Source organism: Actinomadura rayongensis (assembly GCF_009831215.1).
In the GTDB taxonomy this organism is placed as follows: Bacteria; Actinomycetota; Actinomycetes; order Streptosporangiales; family Streptosporangiaceae; genus Spirillospora; species Spirillospora rayongensis.
The window spans coordinates 66,829-79,785 of record NZ_WUTW01000011.1 but is presented as its reverse complement, the minus strand read 5'-3'; the positions used below and the strand labels follow the sequence as shown (position 1 = coordinate 79,785).

The following is a 12,957-nucleotide window of genomic DNA, read 5'->3' as shown; positions in this document are numbered from 1 at the left end:
GTCAGGGCCGGGACGCGGACACCGCGACGGACGTCAGCAGCGACCCGATCGCCAGCCCGGTGAGCCCCGCGATCACGGCCCCGGCCAGTTCGCCCGGCAGCGACATGTCGAGCGTGAACGGCCACACCATCGCCACGACGGTCGCGAGCGCGACGATCCAGCCGAAGAACCGGCGCGGGCTCGGCGTCGTCGCCATGAGCAGGTGCAGGACGGCGGTCGCGACCAGCGCGGCGACGGCCCCGGTGAGCGCGACCCCGAGCGCGGACGCGTCGGCGACGCGGTTCTCCCCGGCCGGGAGCCAGACGGGGATGTCGAGCACGCCGCGCGCGACGAGCACGCCGACGGCGCCGACGAACCCGGCGACGACGGCGGTCGCGACGCCGCCCGCCCAGAGTCGTCCGGCCTGGACGCCGGAACGGCCGTCTCCGTAGGTCATGCCCGGTTCGTTCCCCGCCGGGACCGGCCCGGACGCCCGGCGGCGGCAGCCTTGGCCGGGTCTTTGCCGCGCCGCCGGTTAGGGTGACGGCATGACCGCCTCCCCGGACGCACGGCGCCGCGATGACCTCCGCGACTTCCTGCGGTCGCGGCGCGCCCGCCTCACCCCGGCCGACGTTGGGATGCCGTCGTCGGGACGGCGGCGGACCCCTGGCCTGCGCCGCGAGGAGGTCGCGGTCCTCGCGGGCGTCGGCGTGTCCTGGTACACGTGGCTGGAGCAGGGCCGCGACATCAAGGTGTCCGGCGACGTCCTGGACGCCATCGCGGGCGCGCTCCGCTTGGACCGCGCCGAACGCGAGCACCTGTACCTGCTGGCCGGGCTGAACCCGCCGCGCGCGGAGCCGGAGGCCGTGACGCCGACGCCCGAGCTGCGGCAGGTGCTGGACGCCTGGTCGCCCCGTCCGGGCTACATCCGCGACCGGCACTGGAACTTCCTTGTGATCAACGACGCGGCCCGGGCGTGCTTCGGCTACGGCGACACCGATCACAACTGCCTGGTCACGTTCTTCACGAGCGCCCGCTACCGGCGGATGAACGCCCACTGGGCCGAGTCCGCGCCCGGCGTCGTCGCCCGGTTCCGCGCCGACGCGGCCCGCTTCCCCGAGGACCCCGAGTTCGCGCGGATCGCCGCCGACCTCGCCGCCGTCAGCCCCGAGTTCGCCGACCTGTGGGACCGGCACGAGGTGACCGCGCACGCGCAGGCCGTGAAGGCGATCCGGCACCCGGAGGCGGGCGAGATGGTCTTCGACGCGGTCGTGCTCGCGCTGCCCGACGCGCCGGGCTGCAACCTGGTGCTGCACCACCCGCATCCCGGCACCGGGACCGACGAGCGCCTCGAACGCCTGATGGCGCGGATCCGGCTGGCGAACCCGGCCTGACAAACTGGTGGTGCCACACCCAGGATCAACCGCGTCTGTTCCCCTCCGGGCGGGCCGAGCATGATCGTGACCGGAGCGGCGCCCCGCCGCTCCGTTGCCGGAGGGAGAGCACAGATGCGCACACGGGAGTTCGCGGGCACGCCGGTCGGCGCGGTCGGGCTGGGCTGCATGGGCATGAGCTGGGCGTACTCGGCGTCCGAGCGGGACGACGACACGTCGGTCGCGCTGATCCGCCAGGCGTTCGACCTCGGCGTGACGTTCATCGACACCGCCCAGATCTACGGCGTCGGGCACAACGAGACGCTGGTCGGACGCGCGCTGGCCGGGGGTCGCGCGGACGTGGTCGTCGCGACGAAGACGGGGCTGGTCGCGGACCGTCCCGACCCGGCGGCGATGCGCCGCCTCGCCACCCCCGAGCACGTGAAGGCGTCGGCGGAGGACAGCCTGCGGCGGCTCGGCGTCGACGTCATCGACCTGTACTACCTGCACCGCATCGACCCGCAGGTGCCGCTGGCCGACACCTACGGCGCGATGGCCGAGCTGGTCGCCGAGGGCAAGGTCAAGCACCTCGGGCTGTCGGAGGTGACGGTCGCGCAGGCGGCGGAGGCGCACGTGATCCACCCGGTCGCGGCGATCCAGTCGGAGCTGTCGCTGTGGACGCGCGACGCGCTCGGCGCGCCCGGCGGCATCGCGGGCGGCGGCGCGGACCAGGACTCGTCCACGGCGACCGAGGTCGGGGACGTCGTCGGCTGGTGCCGCGAGAACGGCGCGGCGTTCGTGCCGTTCTCGCCGCTCGGCCGGGGCTTCCTCACCGGGACGGTCACGTCCGCCGACCTGGCCGACGACGACTTCCGGTCCCGCAACCCGCGCTTCCAGGAGGAGGCGATGAAGGCCAACCAGCGGATCGTGGACGCGGTCCGCGCCGTCGCGGCCCGGCACGGCGCCACGCCCGCGCAGGTGGCCATCGCGTGGACGCTCGCGCAGGGCGAGCACGTCCTCCCGATCCCGGGCACGAAGAAGGAGAAGTACCTGCGGGAGAACGCCGGGGCCGCCGACCTGGACCTGACCGCCACCGACCTCGCCGAACTGGACGCGCTCCCCGCGCCCGCCGGCGGACGGTACTGATGCGCGCCGTCGTCATCCCCGAGTTCGGCGCGGCGGGCGTGCTGCGCGTCGCCGACGTGGCCGCGCCCGAACCGGGGCCGGGCGAGGTCGCGATCGACGTGGCGTACGCGGGTGCCAACTTCGCCGAGATCCTGTACCGGCGGGGGCTGGTGGACGTGCCGCTCCCGTTCGTGCCGGGCATCGAGGTCGCGGGCCGCGTCCGCGCGACCGGCCCGGACGTCGTGGGCCTCGCGCCGGGGACGCCGGTCGCCGCGCTGACGATCGTCGACGGCGGCGGGTACGCCGAGGTGGCGGTGACGTCGGCGGAGCTGGTCGTCCCGCTGGACGGGCTGGCGGCCGAGACGGCGGCTGGCCTGCCGTCCAACGGGACGACCGCGTTCCTCGCCCTGGACCGGGTCGCGCGAATCGAGCCGGGGGAGAGCGTGCTCGTCCACGCCGCGGCCGGGGGCGTCGGCGGGATGCTCGGGCAGGCCGCGCGGCTGCTCGGCGCGGGCCGGGTCGTCGGGACGGTCGGCTCCCCGGCCAAGTTCGAGACGGCGCGCGCGTTCGGCTACGACGAGGTCGTCCTGCGCGACGCGCCGCTCGCCGAGCGGTTCGACGTGGTCGTGGACATGGTCGGCGGCCCGGCGCGGCGCGCGAGCCTGGACCTGCTCGCGCCGATGGGGCGGCTGGTCGTCCTCGGCAACGCCTCGGGGGCCGACGACGTCGGCGTCCCGGCGAACGAGCTGTGGCTGTCGAACAAGACCGTGTCGGGGTTCAACATGGCCGACTTCGCGGCGCGGTTCCCCGCCGAGGCGGGCCGGGCGCTGCGCCGGGCCGTCGCGGCGGCGGCCGGGGGCGGGCTGCGGCTCGTCCACGAGACGCTGCCGCTGGACGCGGCGGCCGAGGCGCACCGCCGGATCGAGTCGGGGAGCACGACCGGCAAGCTCGTCCTCGCCGTGTGAGTCAGCGGGCCAGGGCGAGGATCTCGTCCACCGGCCACTGGTCGCCGGCGTGCCGTCCGAGCTTGTGCGCGACGACCGTGCCGTCCGGCGCGACGAGGAAGTCGCCGGGCAACCCGAGCCGCCCGCCGGACGGGCGGGCGGCCGGGAGCCGGTCGCGCCCCCGCGCCGCCCGGACGGACGAGGCCGCGACCGCCCGCGCGATCGTCGGCCACACGCGCGGGTCGAGCAGCGCCCGCGGCCCGCGCTCCACGCCGAACTCCCGGTAGAGGGCGCGGCCGGGGTCGGCGACGACGGCGAACGGCAGGTCCGCGGTGTGCTCGCGCAGCTCGTCGGCGGGGGAGTGGAAGACGGCGACCTCCCGGATCCCGGCCCGCTCGATCTCGTCGTGCCGGACGGCCACCGACCGCAGGTGCAGGTTGCACACCGGGCACCCGGCGAACCGGCGGAACTGCAGGTGGACGAGCCGGCCGGGGTCCGGAATCGGTACTGGCGGCCCGTGGACGGCGGCCAGCTCGCGGAAGGGAACCTCGCGCATCGGCGCTCCTCTGTAGGTGTATGGCGTACACCTACGAGCGTAAGCGTATGCCGTACGCTGTCAAGTCCGATGCCTCGTCCCCGTTCCCTGACCCGGCCGCAGATCGCCGCCGCCGCGCTCGCCGTCCTGGACCGCGACGGCCTCGCCGCGCTGACCATGCGCGCCGTCGCCCGGGAGACCGGCGTCAGCACGATGGCCCTCTACCGCTACGTCGAGGACCGCGACGAGCTGGAGGAGATGATGGTCGACGCGGTCTTCGCCGCCGTCGACACGACGCCCCCGCCGCCCGGCCGCTGGCGGGACCGCGTCGCCGACCTCGCCGAGCGCGTCCGCGCCGCCGTCGCCGCGCATCCGGCGATCCTGCCGCTGACCGTCGCGCACCGGCACCGCTCGCCGGGGCTGCTGCGCTGGTCGGAGACCGTCCTGGAGGTCCTGACCGGCGCGGGCGTCACCGGCGCCGCCCGCGTGGTGGCGCTGCGCTCGCTGACGGCCTACGTGATCGGCGCCGTCCAGCTCGAACACCTCGGCCCGCTCGCGGGACCCGGCACCGGCGCGATCGCCGCCCTGCCCGCCGACGCGTTCCCCCTGATGGCCGCGACCGCCCGCGACGCCGCCCGCATCGACGCCGCCGCCGAGTTCCGGCGCGGCCTGGACCTGCTGCTCGGGGGAATGGACGCCCCCGGCACGGCGTTGGCAGCCGAGGAGCACCGGCCGTAAAACGGGTCGCCGCGCCCGGCGGTCCGGCGCTACCGTGCGGAGGTCGTGCGGCGGCCGGTCGAGGGACCCGGCGCGCCGCCGCCTATCCTGCTCTGTGGTTATGAGGTCTTCGTTGAGTTCGCCGCTCGCCGATCTGCGGGCGCGCCTGCCCGAGCTCGCCCCGTTCGACCGGCACCGGCTGCGGCGCCGACTGGACGGCGCGCAGAATCTGCGCGACGAGCGGCGGCGCGCCGGGGTGGTCGCCCAGATCGCCGCCGAGGTCGAGGCCGCCGAGGCGCGGATCGCCCGGCGGCGCGCGGCCGTGCCCGCCGTGACCTATCCGGCGGAGCTGCCGGTCAGCCAGAAGAAGGACGACATCGCCGCCGCGATCCGCGACCACCAGGTCGTCATCGTCGCCGGTGAGACCGGGTCCGGCAAGACGACGCAGCTCCCCAAGATCTGCCTGGAGCTCGGCCGGGGCGTGCTCGGCTCCATCGGCCACACCCAGCCGAGGCGGCTCGCCGCCCGGACCGTCGCCGACCGCATCGCCGAGGAACTGGGCACCGAACTCGGCGAGGCCGTCGGCTACAAGGTCCGCTTCACGGACCGGTCCAGCGACGACACGCTCGTCAAGCTCATGACCGACGGCATCCTGCTCGCCGAGATCCAGACCGACCGGCTGCTGCGCCGCTACGACACGCTGATCATCGACGAGGCGCACGAGCGCAGCCTCAACATCGACTTCCTGCTCGGCTACCTGCGCGAGATCCTGCCGCGCCGGCCCGACCTCAAGATCATCATCACGTCGGCGACGATCGACCCCGAGCGGTTCTCGCGGCACTTCGGCGATGCCCCGATCGTGGAGGTCTCCGGCCGCACCTACCCGGTCGAGGTCCGGTACCGTCCGCTCGCCGAGGACGGCGACGACGCCGACCAGATCCAGGGCATCCTGGACGCCGTCGACGAGCTGGAGCGCGAGGCCCCCGGCGACGTCCTCGTCTTCCTCAGCGGCGAGCGCGAGATCCGCGACACGGCCGACGCCCTGGACAAGCACCTGCGGCACCGGCGCGGCCCCGCGACCGAGGTCCTGCCGCTGTACGCGCGGCTGTCGTCGGCCGAGCAGCACCGGGTGTTCCAGCCGCACCGGGGACGCCGGATCGTCCTGTCCACGAACGTCGCCGAGACGTCGCTGACCGTCCCCGGCATCAAGTACGTCATCGACCCGGGCACCGCGCGGATCTCCCGCTACAGCCACCGGCTGAAGGTGCAGCGGCTGCCGATCGAGCCGGTGTCGCAGGCGTCGGCGAACCAGCGCAAGGGCCGCTGCGGACGCGTGTCGGAGGGCATCTGCATCCGGCTGTACTCCGAGGACGACTTCGAGAGCCGTCCGGAGTTCACCGACCCGGAGATCCTGCGCACCAACCTCGCGTCGGTCATCCTGCAGATGACGGCGCTCGGGCTCGGCGACATCGCCGCGTTCCCGTTCGTGGAGCCGCCGGACCGCCGCAACGTCAAGGCCGGCGTCGACCTGCTGCACGAACTCGGCGCGCTGGACCCGGCCGAGAAGGACCCGAAGAAGCGGCTCACCGAGACCGGACGGCGCCTCGCGCAGCTCCCCATCGACCCGCGCCTCGGCCGGATGGTGCTGGCGGCCGACGCCAACGGCTGCGTCCGCGAGGTGCTGGTCATCGCGGCGGCGCTGTCCATCCAGGACCCGCGCGAGCGTCCCGCCGACCAGCAGCAGGCCGCCGACGAGCACCACCGCCGCTTCGCCGACCCCACCTCGGACTTCCTGTCCTACCTGAACCTCTGGAACTACCTGCGCGAGCAGCAGCGCGAGCTGTCGGGCAGTCGGTTCCGCAGGCTGTGCAAGAACGAGTTCCTGCACTACCTGCGCGTCCGCGAGTGGCAGGACCTGCACTCCCAGCTCGCCCAGGTCGCCAAGGGCCTCGGCGTGACGGTCAACAGCGCCGACGCGCCGCCCGACCGCGTCCACGTGTCCCTGCTGGCGGGCCTGCTGTCCCACATCGGGCTGATGGACACCGACACCAAGGACGAGCCGCGCGACAAGCGCCGCCGCGGGCAGGAGTACCTGGGCGCGCGCGGCGCCAAGTTCGCCGTGTTCCCCGGGTCGGCGCTGTTCAAGAAGCCGCCGCGCTGGATCATGTCGGCGGAGCTGGTCGAGACGTCCCGGCTGTGGGCGCGCACCAACGCCAAGATCGAGCCGGAGTGGGTCGAGCCGCTGGCCGGCCATCTGGTGAAGCGCACCTACAGCGAGCCGCACTGGTCCAAGAAGCAGGCGGCCGTGATGGCGTACGAGACGGTCACGCTGTACGGCGTGCCGATCGTCGCGCGCCGCCGCGTCAACTACGGCGCGATCGAGCCCGACCTGGCCCGCGAGCTGTTCCTGCGCCACGCGCTGGTCGAGGGCGACTGGCAGACGCACCACAAGTTCTTCCACGACAACCGCGCGCTCCTGGACGAGGTCGAGGAGATGGAGCACCGCGCCCGCCGCCGCGACATCCTCGTGGACGACGAGACGCTGTTCTCCTTCTACGACGCGCGCGTCCCCGCCGACGTCGTGTCCGGACGCCACTTCGACGCCTGGTGGAAGCAGGCCCGCCGCACCGAGCCCGACCTGCTCAACTTCGAGAAGTCGATGCTCATCAACGCGAGCGCCGGCGACGTCAGCGAGGACGACTACCCCGACACGTGGAAGCAGGGGCCGCTGCGGCTGCGGCTGACCTACCAGTTCGAGCCGGGCGCCGCCGCCGACGGCGTGACCGTCCACGTCCCGCTGCAGATCCTCAACCAGGTGCGGCCGGACGGCTTCGACTGGCAGGTCCCGGGGCTGCGCGCCGAGCTGGTCACCGAGCTGATCCGGTCGCTGCCCAAGCAGCTGCGGGTCAACTTCGTCCCGGCGCCGGACTTCGCGCGCCGCGTCCTGGAACGCGTCGCGCCGCGCACCGAACCGCTGCTGGACGCCCTCGAACGCGAGCTGACCGCGCTCGGCGGCGTGCCCGTCGCGCGCGAGGCGTGGGACCCGTCCCGGCTGCCCGCGCACCTGCGGCTGACGTTCCGCGTCGTGGACGCTTCCGGACGCACGGTCGCCGAGGACACCGACCTCGACGCGCTCAAACGGCGGCTCGCGCGCGAGATGCGCGGCACGCTGGCCCAGGCGGCGTCGGCGGGCGGGATCGAGCGGACCGGGCTGACGTCCTTCCCGTCCGGCGAGCTGCCCCGCACCTACGAGCGGCGCCAGGACGGCTACGCGGTCAAGGCGTACCCCGCGCTCACCGACGAAGGGGAGTCGGTCGCCGTCCGGATGTACGAGACCGAGGCCGAGCAGCGGCGCGCGATGTGGCGCGGCACCCGGCGGCTCGTGCTGCTCAACGCGCCGTCGCCCGCCAAGCAGATCCGCGCCGGGCTCGGCAACCGTGCCAAGCTGGCGCTCAGCCACAGCCCGCACGGCTCGGTGGACGCCCTGTTCGCCGACTGCGTCACCGCCGCCGCCGACGCGCTCATCGCCGACGCCGGGGGACCGGCCTGGGACGAAGCGGGCTTCACCCGGCTGTACGACCGCGTCCGCGCCGACCTCTACGACGTCACGGCGGGCATCGTCGCGCAGGTCGAGCGGATCCTCGCCGCGTCCCACGAGATCGACCGGCGGCTGCGCGGGACGGTGAGCCTCACGCTCGTCCCGGCCCTCACCGACGCGCGCGCCCGGCTGGCGGCGCTCGTCCATCCGGGGTTCGTCACCGACACCGGACGGCAGCGGCTGCCCGACCTCGCCCGCTACCTCAGGGCGCTGGAGATCCGGCTGGAGAAGCTCCCCGAGAACCCCGGCCGCGACCGGCAGCTCGCCCACCAGGCCGAGACGCTGGACCACGAGTACGAGGCCGCGCTGCGCCGCCTGCCGCCCGCCCGGCGCGACGACGAGGCCGCCCGCGCCGTCCGGTGGATGCTGGAGGAGTACCGGGTGAGCCTGTTCGCCCAGCAGCTCGGCACCCGCTTCCCCGTGTCGGACAAGCGGATCCGCAAGGCGCTGGCGCAGCTCACCGGCTGACTGTCCGGATGCGGCTACGCGTCCAGGTGAGGACGCGCCGTCGCGGGGCCGTGGCCTGGGCGCTTGCGATGCTCACAAAACAAACATCCGCCCCTCAGACCACTGCGTTCCCGGCTACTTGCCCGTAAGGTGCCTTCCATGCCGAACAGTGATGAGCGCGACAGCAACGGCCCCGAGGAGGGGGCCGGGGCCGCCGGGGGCCGGGTGACCGGTGACGGCCCGCCGCGCGACTCCGCCACCCCTGTCCCGAGCCCGGCGGGCGACTCCGCCGTGGCCCGCGTGGGCGACCCCGTCACCATCTGGCCCTGCGCGAACTGCGGACGTCCCGTGCCGCAGCCGCAGGGCGCCGTCCGGACCGTCCGCTACTGCCTGGACGACGACGGCGCCTGCGCCAGCGAGGCCCGCGAGCGCCGCGAGCGCGGCCGGGACGCCCCCGGGCTGACCGGCCAGGTCGCCGCCGCGTGGGAGATGGTCGAGCGGATGGAGAAGGCCGCCGACCTGCTCGCCGACTCCCTCACCGCCGAACTCAGCGTCGCGGGCGTCGAGCGCCGCGTCGCCGAGGTCCGCGCCGAGGCCGCCCGCGAGCTGGCCACCGCGCAGAGCGAGCGCGACATCTCCCAGCGCCGCGCCGACGAGGCCCGCCAGGAGTCCGCCGGCGCCCGCGAGCGCGCGGCGGCGGCCGAGGCCGAGGCCGGCCGCGCCCGCGAGGAGGCCCGCGCCGCGCTCGCCAAGCGCGACGCCGCGCAGCAGGCGTGGGAGGAGGCCCACGAGATCGCGCAGCAGGCCATGACGGCCAAGCTCGCCGCCGAGAGCGAGCGCGACCGCATCGCCGCCCGCGAGACCGAGCTGCTCGCCGCACTGGAGGCCGCCCGCGCCGAACTCGTCGCGCTGCACGCCCGGGCCGCCGAGAGCGAGAGCGCCGCCGAGGCGCAGCGCGTCGAGGCCGCCGTCGCGCGGCAGGCCGCCGAGGACCTGCGCGCCGCCATGCGCGACGGGGAGGCCCAGCGCCAGCGCGCGCTGCAGGCCGCCAGCCAGGCCGACGCCGAGCGCGCCGCCGCCGAGCGCGCCCGCGCCGAGGCCGAGACCGAGGCCGCGCGGGCCGGTGCCCGCGTCGAGGAGGCCGGCCGGGACCGCGACGCGGCGCTGGCGCGGGCCAACGCCGCCCTCGCCGAACGCGACCAGCTCACCGCGAAGATCAACGACCAGTCGGTGCAGCTCCGCCAGCTCGCCCAGTCGGTCGCCGAGCAGCGCGCCGCGCTCACCGCGCTCGCCGAGGAGCGCGACGCCGCGCGCGCCGAGGCCGACCGGGCGCGCCGCCAGATCGACACGTTCACGCACAACACGCTGTCGTCCAACGTTCCGCCGGCCACGCGGCCGGGGGGCGCGCCCGCGCCGCTGGGCCAGCCGCTCGGGCAGGCGCCGTCCGGTCACCCGCCGGGCGCGTTCCCGCCCCCGCAGGGCCCGCCGCACGCCGCGCCCACGCACGCCGCGCACCCGCAGGCCGCGCCGCCGCCCGAACCGTCCCCGCCGTCGGAGCACCGGCCCTACCAGGGCACCGGGCGGCTCAACGGGGCCGGCGACCGCGAGGATCCGCTGTTCACCGGCCCCTGATCGGGCGCGCGATCGTCACCGGGGCCAGGCGACGGCCAGCACCACCAGCCCGCACCCGGTGACGATCAGCAGCGTGCTCGCCCTGTCGCGGAACGCCGCCGCGCTCAGCTCGGCCGCGCGGCGGCGCAGCGGCGGCGCGTCGAACAGGGCGTGGCGGGCGCGCTCCCACGTCATGCCGAGGCACACGCACAGCGCCGCGAGGGCGACGATCAGCAGTCCGTTCACGTTCATCGGTCCGGCCTCCCGGGGTCTCCCCACCGAGTGGAACCCGGACGCGCGTCGCACACCGTGTCCGGTGACGCGTTTTCGGCCGATTCAGGCGAAACGGGCCGGATCCACCTCGACCCAGATCTGCTCCGCGCGGCCGAGCAGCCGCCCGTCCGCCCCGTAGAGCGCGGTCGCCGCGTGCTGCTTGCGCCCCTCCCGGCTGCGCGCGAGGCCGAGGACGAGGCAGTCCTCGCCGGGCTCGGGCAGCTCCAGCACCCGCGCGGTCATCGTGCCGAGCACGGCGGGACGTCCGACCGGGTCGAACGACCAGCCGCCCGGGCAGTCCAGTGCGGCCCACACCAGCTCGGGCGTGACCGGGCCGTCCGGCCGCCACGGCGCGGCGACCGTCCCCTCGCCGACCGGGCCGGGGGACAGCAGCAGCCCGTCGCCCGGCGCGCGCTCGGTGCCGCAGACGAAGCAGTGCGGGAACGGGTGGTTCTCGATCGCGCGGAACTTCTCCGCCGCCTCGGCGGCGACGGCGACGGGCACCGGCGGGGGCGGGGGAACGACGATCGCGCCCGCCAGCGCCTCGGCGACCAGGTCGTCGCCGTCCCACAGCCACGCGCCCTGCCACCGGTCGTCGGCGGGGGACACCCGCAGCGCGGTCTCCAGCGGCGGCGGGCGCCGCAGGGTGACGGTCACGGTGTCGGACGGGACGTGGGCGGCGAGCAGCCCGGCGACGTACCCCCCGTTGCCGGAACCGCCGGGACCGCGGAAGCGCTCGGCGATGATCACCCTGAACCCCCCGGAGTCAGTCGAACAGACCGACCATTCTAGTGAGCCGGGGAACGTTCCGATCGTGCAACGCGTGTGTTTCAGATCGCCCGCGACGGCGTCGGACGTCCCGGGCGCGTCGTGAAGAACACCGACAGCGAACCGCGCAGCCGCGCCCGGACCGTCGCCTCGTCCACCGCCGCGCGGGCCGGGACGGGCGTGCGCTCCAGCGCCCGTTCGATGATCCGCTCGATCCCGCGGTCGGCGACGAGCACCGAGCACGTGTCGCACGCGTACCAGGGATAGAGCATGTTCAGCACCGCGACGGCCGTGTCGTCGTCGGACAGGCCGCTGGTGTCCAGCTCGACCTCGAAGATGTCGGTGTCCTCGGGGTCGAGCGTCGGGTAGTAGAGCCAGTGCGCGTCGTCCTCGCCGCAGAAGTCGCAGGCCCGCGCGGGCGGGCGCGGCGTGCCCACCGCCAGCTCCAGTTCGTGGTCCCAGGGCTCGACCCGGCGGTTGTGCCGGTAGCCGACGGCGTCGAGCGAGCCCTCGCGGTTGTGGGTCACATCGTGCACCTCACCGCCGCAGTGGGCGCACATGAAGCCGATGTCCTCCATGTCCCTCCCCGAGTCGCCGAGGCACCGGGTCACACAGTATCCGGCCGTGCGGGTCCGTCCTACCCGGCCGCGGCGCCGTCCACGCGGGCGGGTAACGTCGGACGTACCGCGTTCCCCGTTCCGCGCCCCGGCGACCCCGGCAGGCCCCGTTTCCGCCGCCTGGAGGTCCCGTCCCGTGCCGCCGTCCGTCGTCCTCAACGCCGACAAGATCGATCTCGTCCGTGAGCGCCGCCTGCTGCTGGACCAGGTGTCGCTGACCGTCCTCACCGGCGAGCACTGGGCGCTGCTCGGCGCGAACGGCGCGGGAAAGAGCACGCTCCTCGGCATCCTCGGCGCCTACACGCACCCGACGCGCGGCACCGCCGAGATCCTCGGGCACCGGCTCGGCCGGGTGAACGTCCACGACCTGCGCGCGCTCATCGGCCACGTCAACCCGCGGCACCCGCTGGAGTCGGCGCGGACGGTCCGGGAGGTCGTCCTGACCGGCGTCACCGGGACGATCGAGCTGGTCCCGCGCTGGACGCCGTCGGACGCCGACCTGGCGCGCGCCGCCGAGCTGATCGCACTGCTCGGCCTCGCGCACCGCGCCGAGGCCCGCTGGCCGACGCTGTCGCAGGGGGAGCGGGGCCGCGCGCTCATCGCCCGCGCCCTCATGCCCGACCCGCGCCTGCTGCTCCTGGACGAGCCCGCGACCGGCCTTGACGTCGCCGCCCGCGAGCTGCTGCTGACCAGCATCGACGAGCTGCGCGCGAGCCGTCCGGGGCTGACGAGCGTCCTCGTCACCCACCATCTGGAGGAGCTGCCGAGCACCACGACGCACGCGCTGCTGCTGCGCGAGGGACGGGTGCTGGCGTCCGGCGCGGCCGACGACGTCCTCACGACCGAGCTGGTCAGCGCATGCTTCGACCACCCGATCGCGATCGCACGCCGCGACGGCCGCTGGTCGGCCACCGCCGGCCGCCGCTGACCCGTCAGGCGTGCGCCGCCACGCGGTGCTGCGCGAGATGGG

The 12,957-nt window shown here is 75.1% G+C and carries 12 protein-coding genes; 7 read left to right on the top strand and 5 right to left on the bottom strand.

What is annotated here, in order from left to right:
- Position 1: 1 nt before the first annotated feature.
- On the bottom strand, positions 2-436 hold the full coding sequence (locus GQ466_RS29660) for a DUF6069 family protein (protein WP_161106385.1): 435 nt from the start codon (positions 434-436) through the stop codon (positions 2-4).
- 91 nt (positions 437-527) lie between these two features.
- On the opposite strand from GQ466_RS29660, the gene GQ466_RS29655 reads away from it, so the two are divergent.
- The 3 genes from GQ466_RS29655 to GQ466_RS29645 all read left to right on the top strand — a co-directional run bounded on the left by GQ466_RS29655 (position 528) and on the right by GQ466_RS29645 (position 3,442).
- Positions 528-1,373, top strand: coding sequence for a helix-turn-helix transcriptional regulator (locus tag GQ466_RS29655; RefSeq protein WP_161106384.1), 846 nt, complete (start codon positions 528-530; stop codon positions 1,371-1,373).
- 114 nt (positions 1,374-1,487) lie between these two features.
- Positions 1,488-2,498: an aldo/keto reductase gene (locus GQ466_RS29650; RefSeq protein ID WP_161106383.1), complete on the top strand. Its 1,011-nt coding sequence runs from the start codon at positions 1,488-1,490 to the stop codon at positions 2,496-2,498.
- The gene (locus tag GQ466_RS29645) at positions 2,498-3,442 is read left to right on the top strand and encodes a quinone oxidoreductase family protein (protein WP_161106382.1); all 945 of its coding nucleotides are present in this window, start codon (positions 2,498-2,500) and stop codon (positions 3,440-3,442) included. The genes GQ466_RS29650 and GQ466_RS29645 overlap by 1 nt, the downstream gene beginning before the upstream one ends.
- A 1-nt stretch (position 3,443) precedes the next feature.
- On the opposite strand, the gene GQ466_RS29640 is transcribed toward GQ466_RS29645, so the two are convergent.
- Positions 3,444-3,977, bottom strand: a complete 534-nt coding sequence (locus tag GQ466_RS29640; protein ID WP_161106381.1) for a peroxiredoxin-like family protein — start codon at positions 3,975-3,977, stop codon at positions 3,444-3,446.
- 69 nt (positions 3,978-4,046) lie between these two features.
- On the opposite strand from GQ466_RS29640, the gene GQ466_RS29635 reads away from it, so the two are divergent.
- From GQ466_RS29635 to GQ466_RS29625, 3 genes are all read left to right on the top strand, one after another.
- Positions 4,047-4,694 carry a TetR/AcrR family transcriptional regulator gene (locus GQ466_RS29635; protein ID WP_161106380.1) on the top strand — a complete coding sequence of 216 codons (648 nt, stop codon included), beginning with the start codon at positions 4,047-4,049 and terminating at the stop codon, positions 4,692-4,694.
- Between the two features lie 112 nt (positions 4,695-4,806).
- Positions 4,807-8,739 (top strand): ATP-dependent RNA helicase HrpA, encoded by a 3,933-nt coding sequence (gene hrpA / locus GQ466_RS29630; RefSeq protein WP_202421307.1) that lies wholly within the window; start codon positions 4,807-4,809, stop codon positions 8,737-8,739.
- Positions 8,740-8,877: 138 nt separating this feature from the next.
- Positions 8,878-10,350 (top strand): coiled-coil domain-containing protein, encoded by a 1,473-nt coding sequence (locus GQ466_RS29625; protein WP_202421306.1) that lies wholly within the window; start codon positions 8,878-8,880, stop codon positions 10,348-10,350.
- 15 nt (positions 10,351-10,365) lie between these two features.
- Here GQ466_RS29625 and GQ466_RS29620 read toward each other — a convergent pair whose 3' ends face one another.
- From GQ466_RS29620 to GQ466_RS29610, 3 genes are all read right to left on the bottom strand, one after another.
- Positions 10,366-10,581, bottom strand: coding sequence for a hypothetical protein (locus GQ466_RS29620; RefSeq protein ID WP_103562953.1), 216 nt, complete (start codon positions 10,579-10,581; stop codon positions 10,366-10,368).
- Between the two features lie 84 nt (positions 10,582-10,665).
- Positions 10,666-11,352: a hypothetical protein gene (locus GQ466_RS29615; protein WP_161106378.1), complete on the bottom strand. Its 687-nt coding sequence runs from the start codon at positions 11,350-11,352 to the stop codon at positions 10,666-10,668.
- Positions 11,353-11,432: 80 nt separating this feature from the next.
- A complete protein-coding gene (locus GQ466_RS29610; protein ID WP_161106377.1) occupies positions 11,433-11,948 on the bottom strand; it encodes a hypothetical protein in 516 nt (171 codons plus the stop codon).
- Between the two features lie 175 nt (positions 11,949-12,123).
- On the opposite strand from GQ466_RS29610, the gene GQ466_RS29605 reads away from it, so the two are divergent.
- Positions 12,124-12,915, top strand: a complete 792-nt coding sequence (locus GQ466_RS29605) for an ATP-binding cassette domain-containing protein (RefSeq protein ID WP_161106376.1) — start codon at positions 12,124-12,126, stop codon at positions 12,913-12,915.
- The last annotated feature ends 42 nt before the right edge of the window (positions 12,916-12,957 follow it).

Excerpts from the sequence above, each read along its gene's own strand:
- GQ466_RS29650 (WP_161106383.1), top strand. The coding sequence starts at position 1,488 with ATGCGCACACGGGAGTTCGCGGGCACGCCGGTCGGCGCGGTCGGGCTG.
- GQ466_RS29635 (WP_161106380.1), top strand. The coding sequence starts at position 4,047 with ATGCCTCGTCCCCGTTCCCTGACCCGGCCGCAGATCGCCGCCGCCGCG.
- GQ466_RS29655 (WP_161106384.1), top strand. The coding sequence starts at position 528 with ATGACCGCCTCCCCGGACGCACGGCGCCGCGATGACCTCCGCGACTTC.
- GQ466_RS29625 (WP_202421306.1), top strand. The coding sequence starts at position 8,878 with ATGCCGAACAGTGATGAGCGCGACAGCAACGGCCCCGAGGAGGGGGCC.
- GQ466_RS29645 (WP_161106382.1), top strand. The coding sequence starts at position 2,498 with ATGCGCGCCGTCGTCATCCCCGAGTTCGGCGCGGCGGGCGTGCTGCGC.
- GQ466_RS29620 (WP_103562953.1), bottom strand. The coding sequence starts at position 10,581 with ATGAACGTGAACGGACTGCTGATCGTCGCCCTCGCGGCGCTGTGCGTG.
- GQ466_RS29660 (WP_161106385.1), bottom strand. The coding sequence starts at position 436 with ATGACCTACGGAGACGGCCGTTCCGGCGTCCAGGCCGGACGACTCTGG.
- GQ466_RS29610 (WP_161106377.1), bottom strand. The coding sequence starts at position 11,948 with ATGGAGGACATCGGCTTCATGTGCGCCCACTGCGGCGGTGAGGTGCAC.
- GQ466_RS29640 (WP_161106381.1), bottom strand. The coding sequence starts at position 3,977 with ATGCGCGAGGTTCCCTTCCGCGAGCTGGCCGCCGTCCACGGGCCGCCA.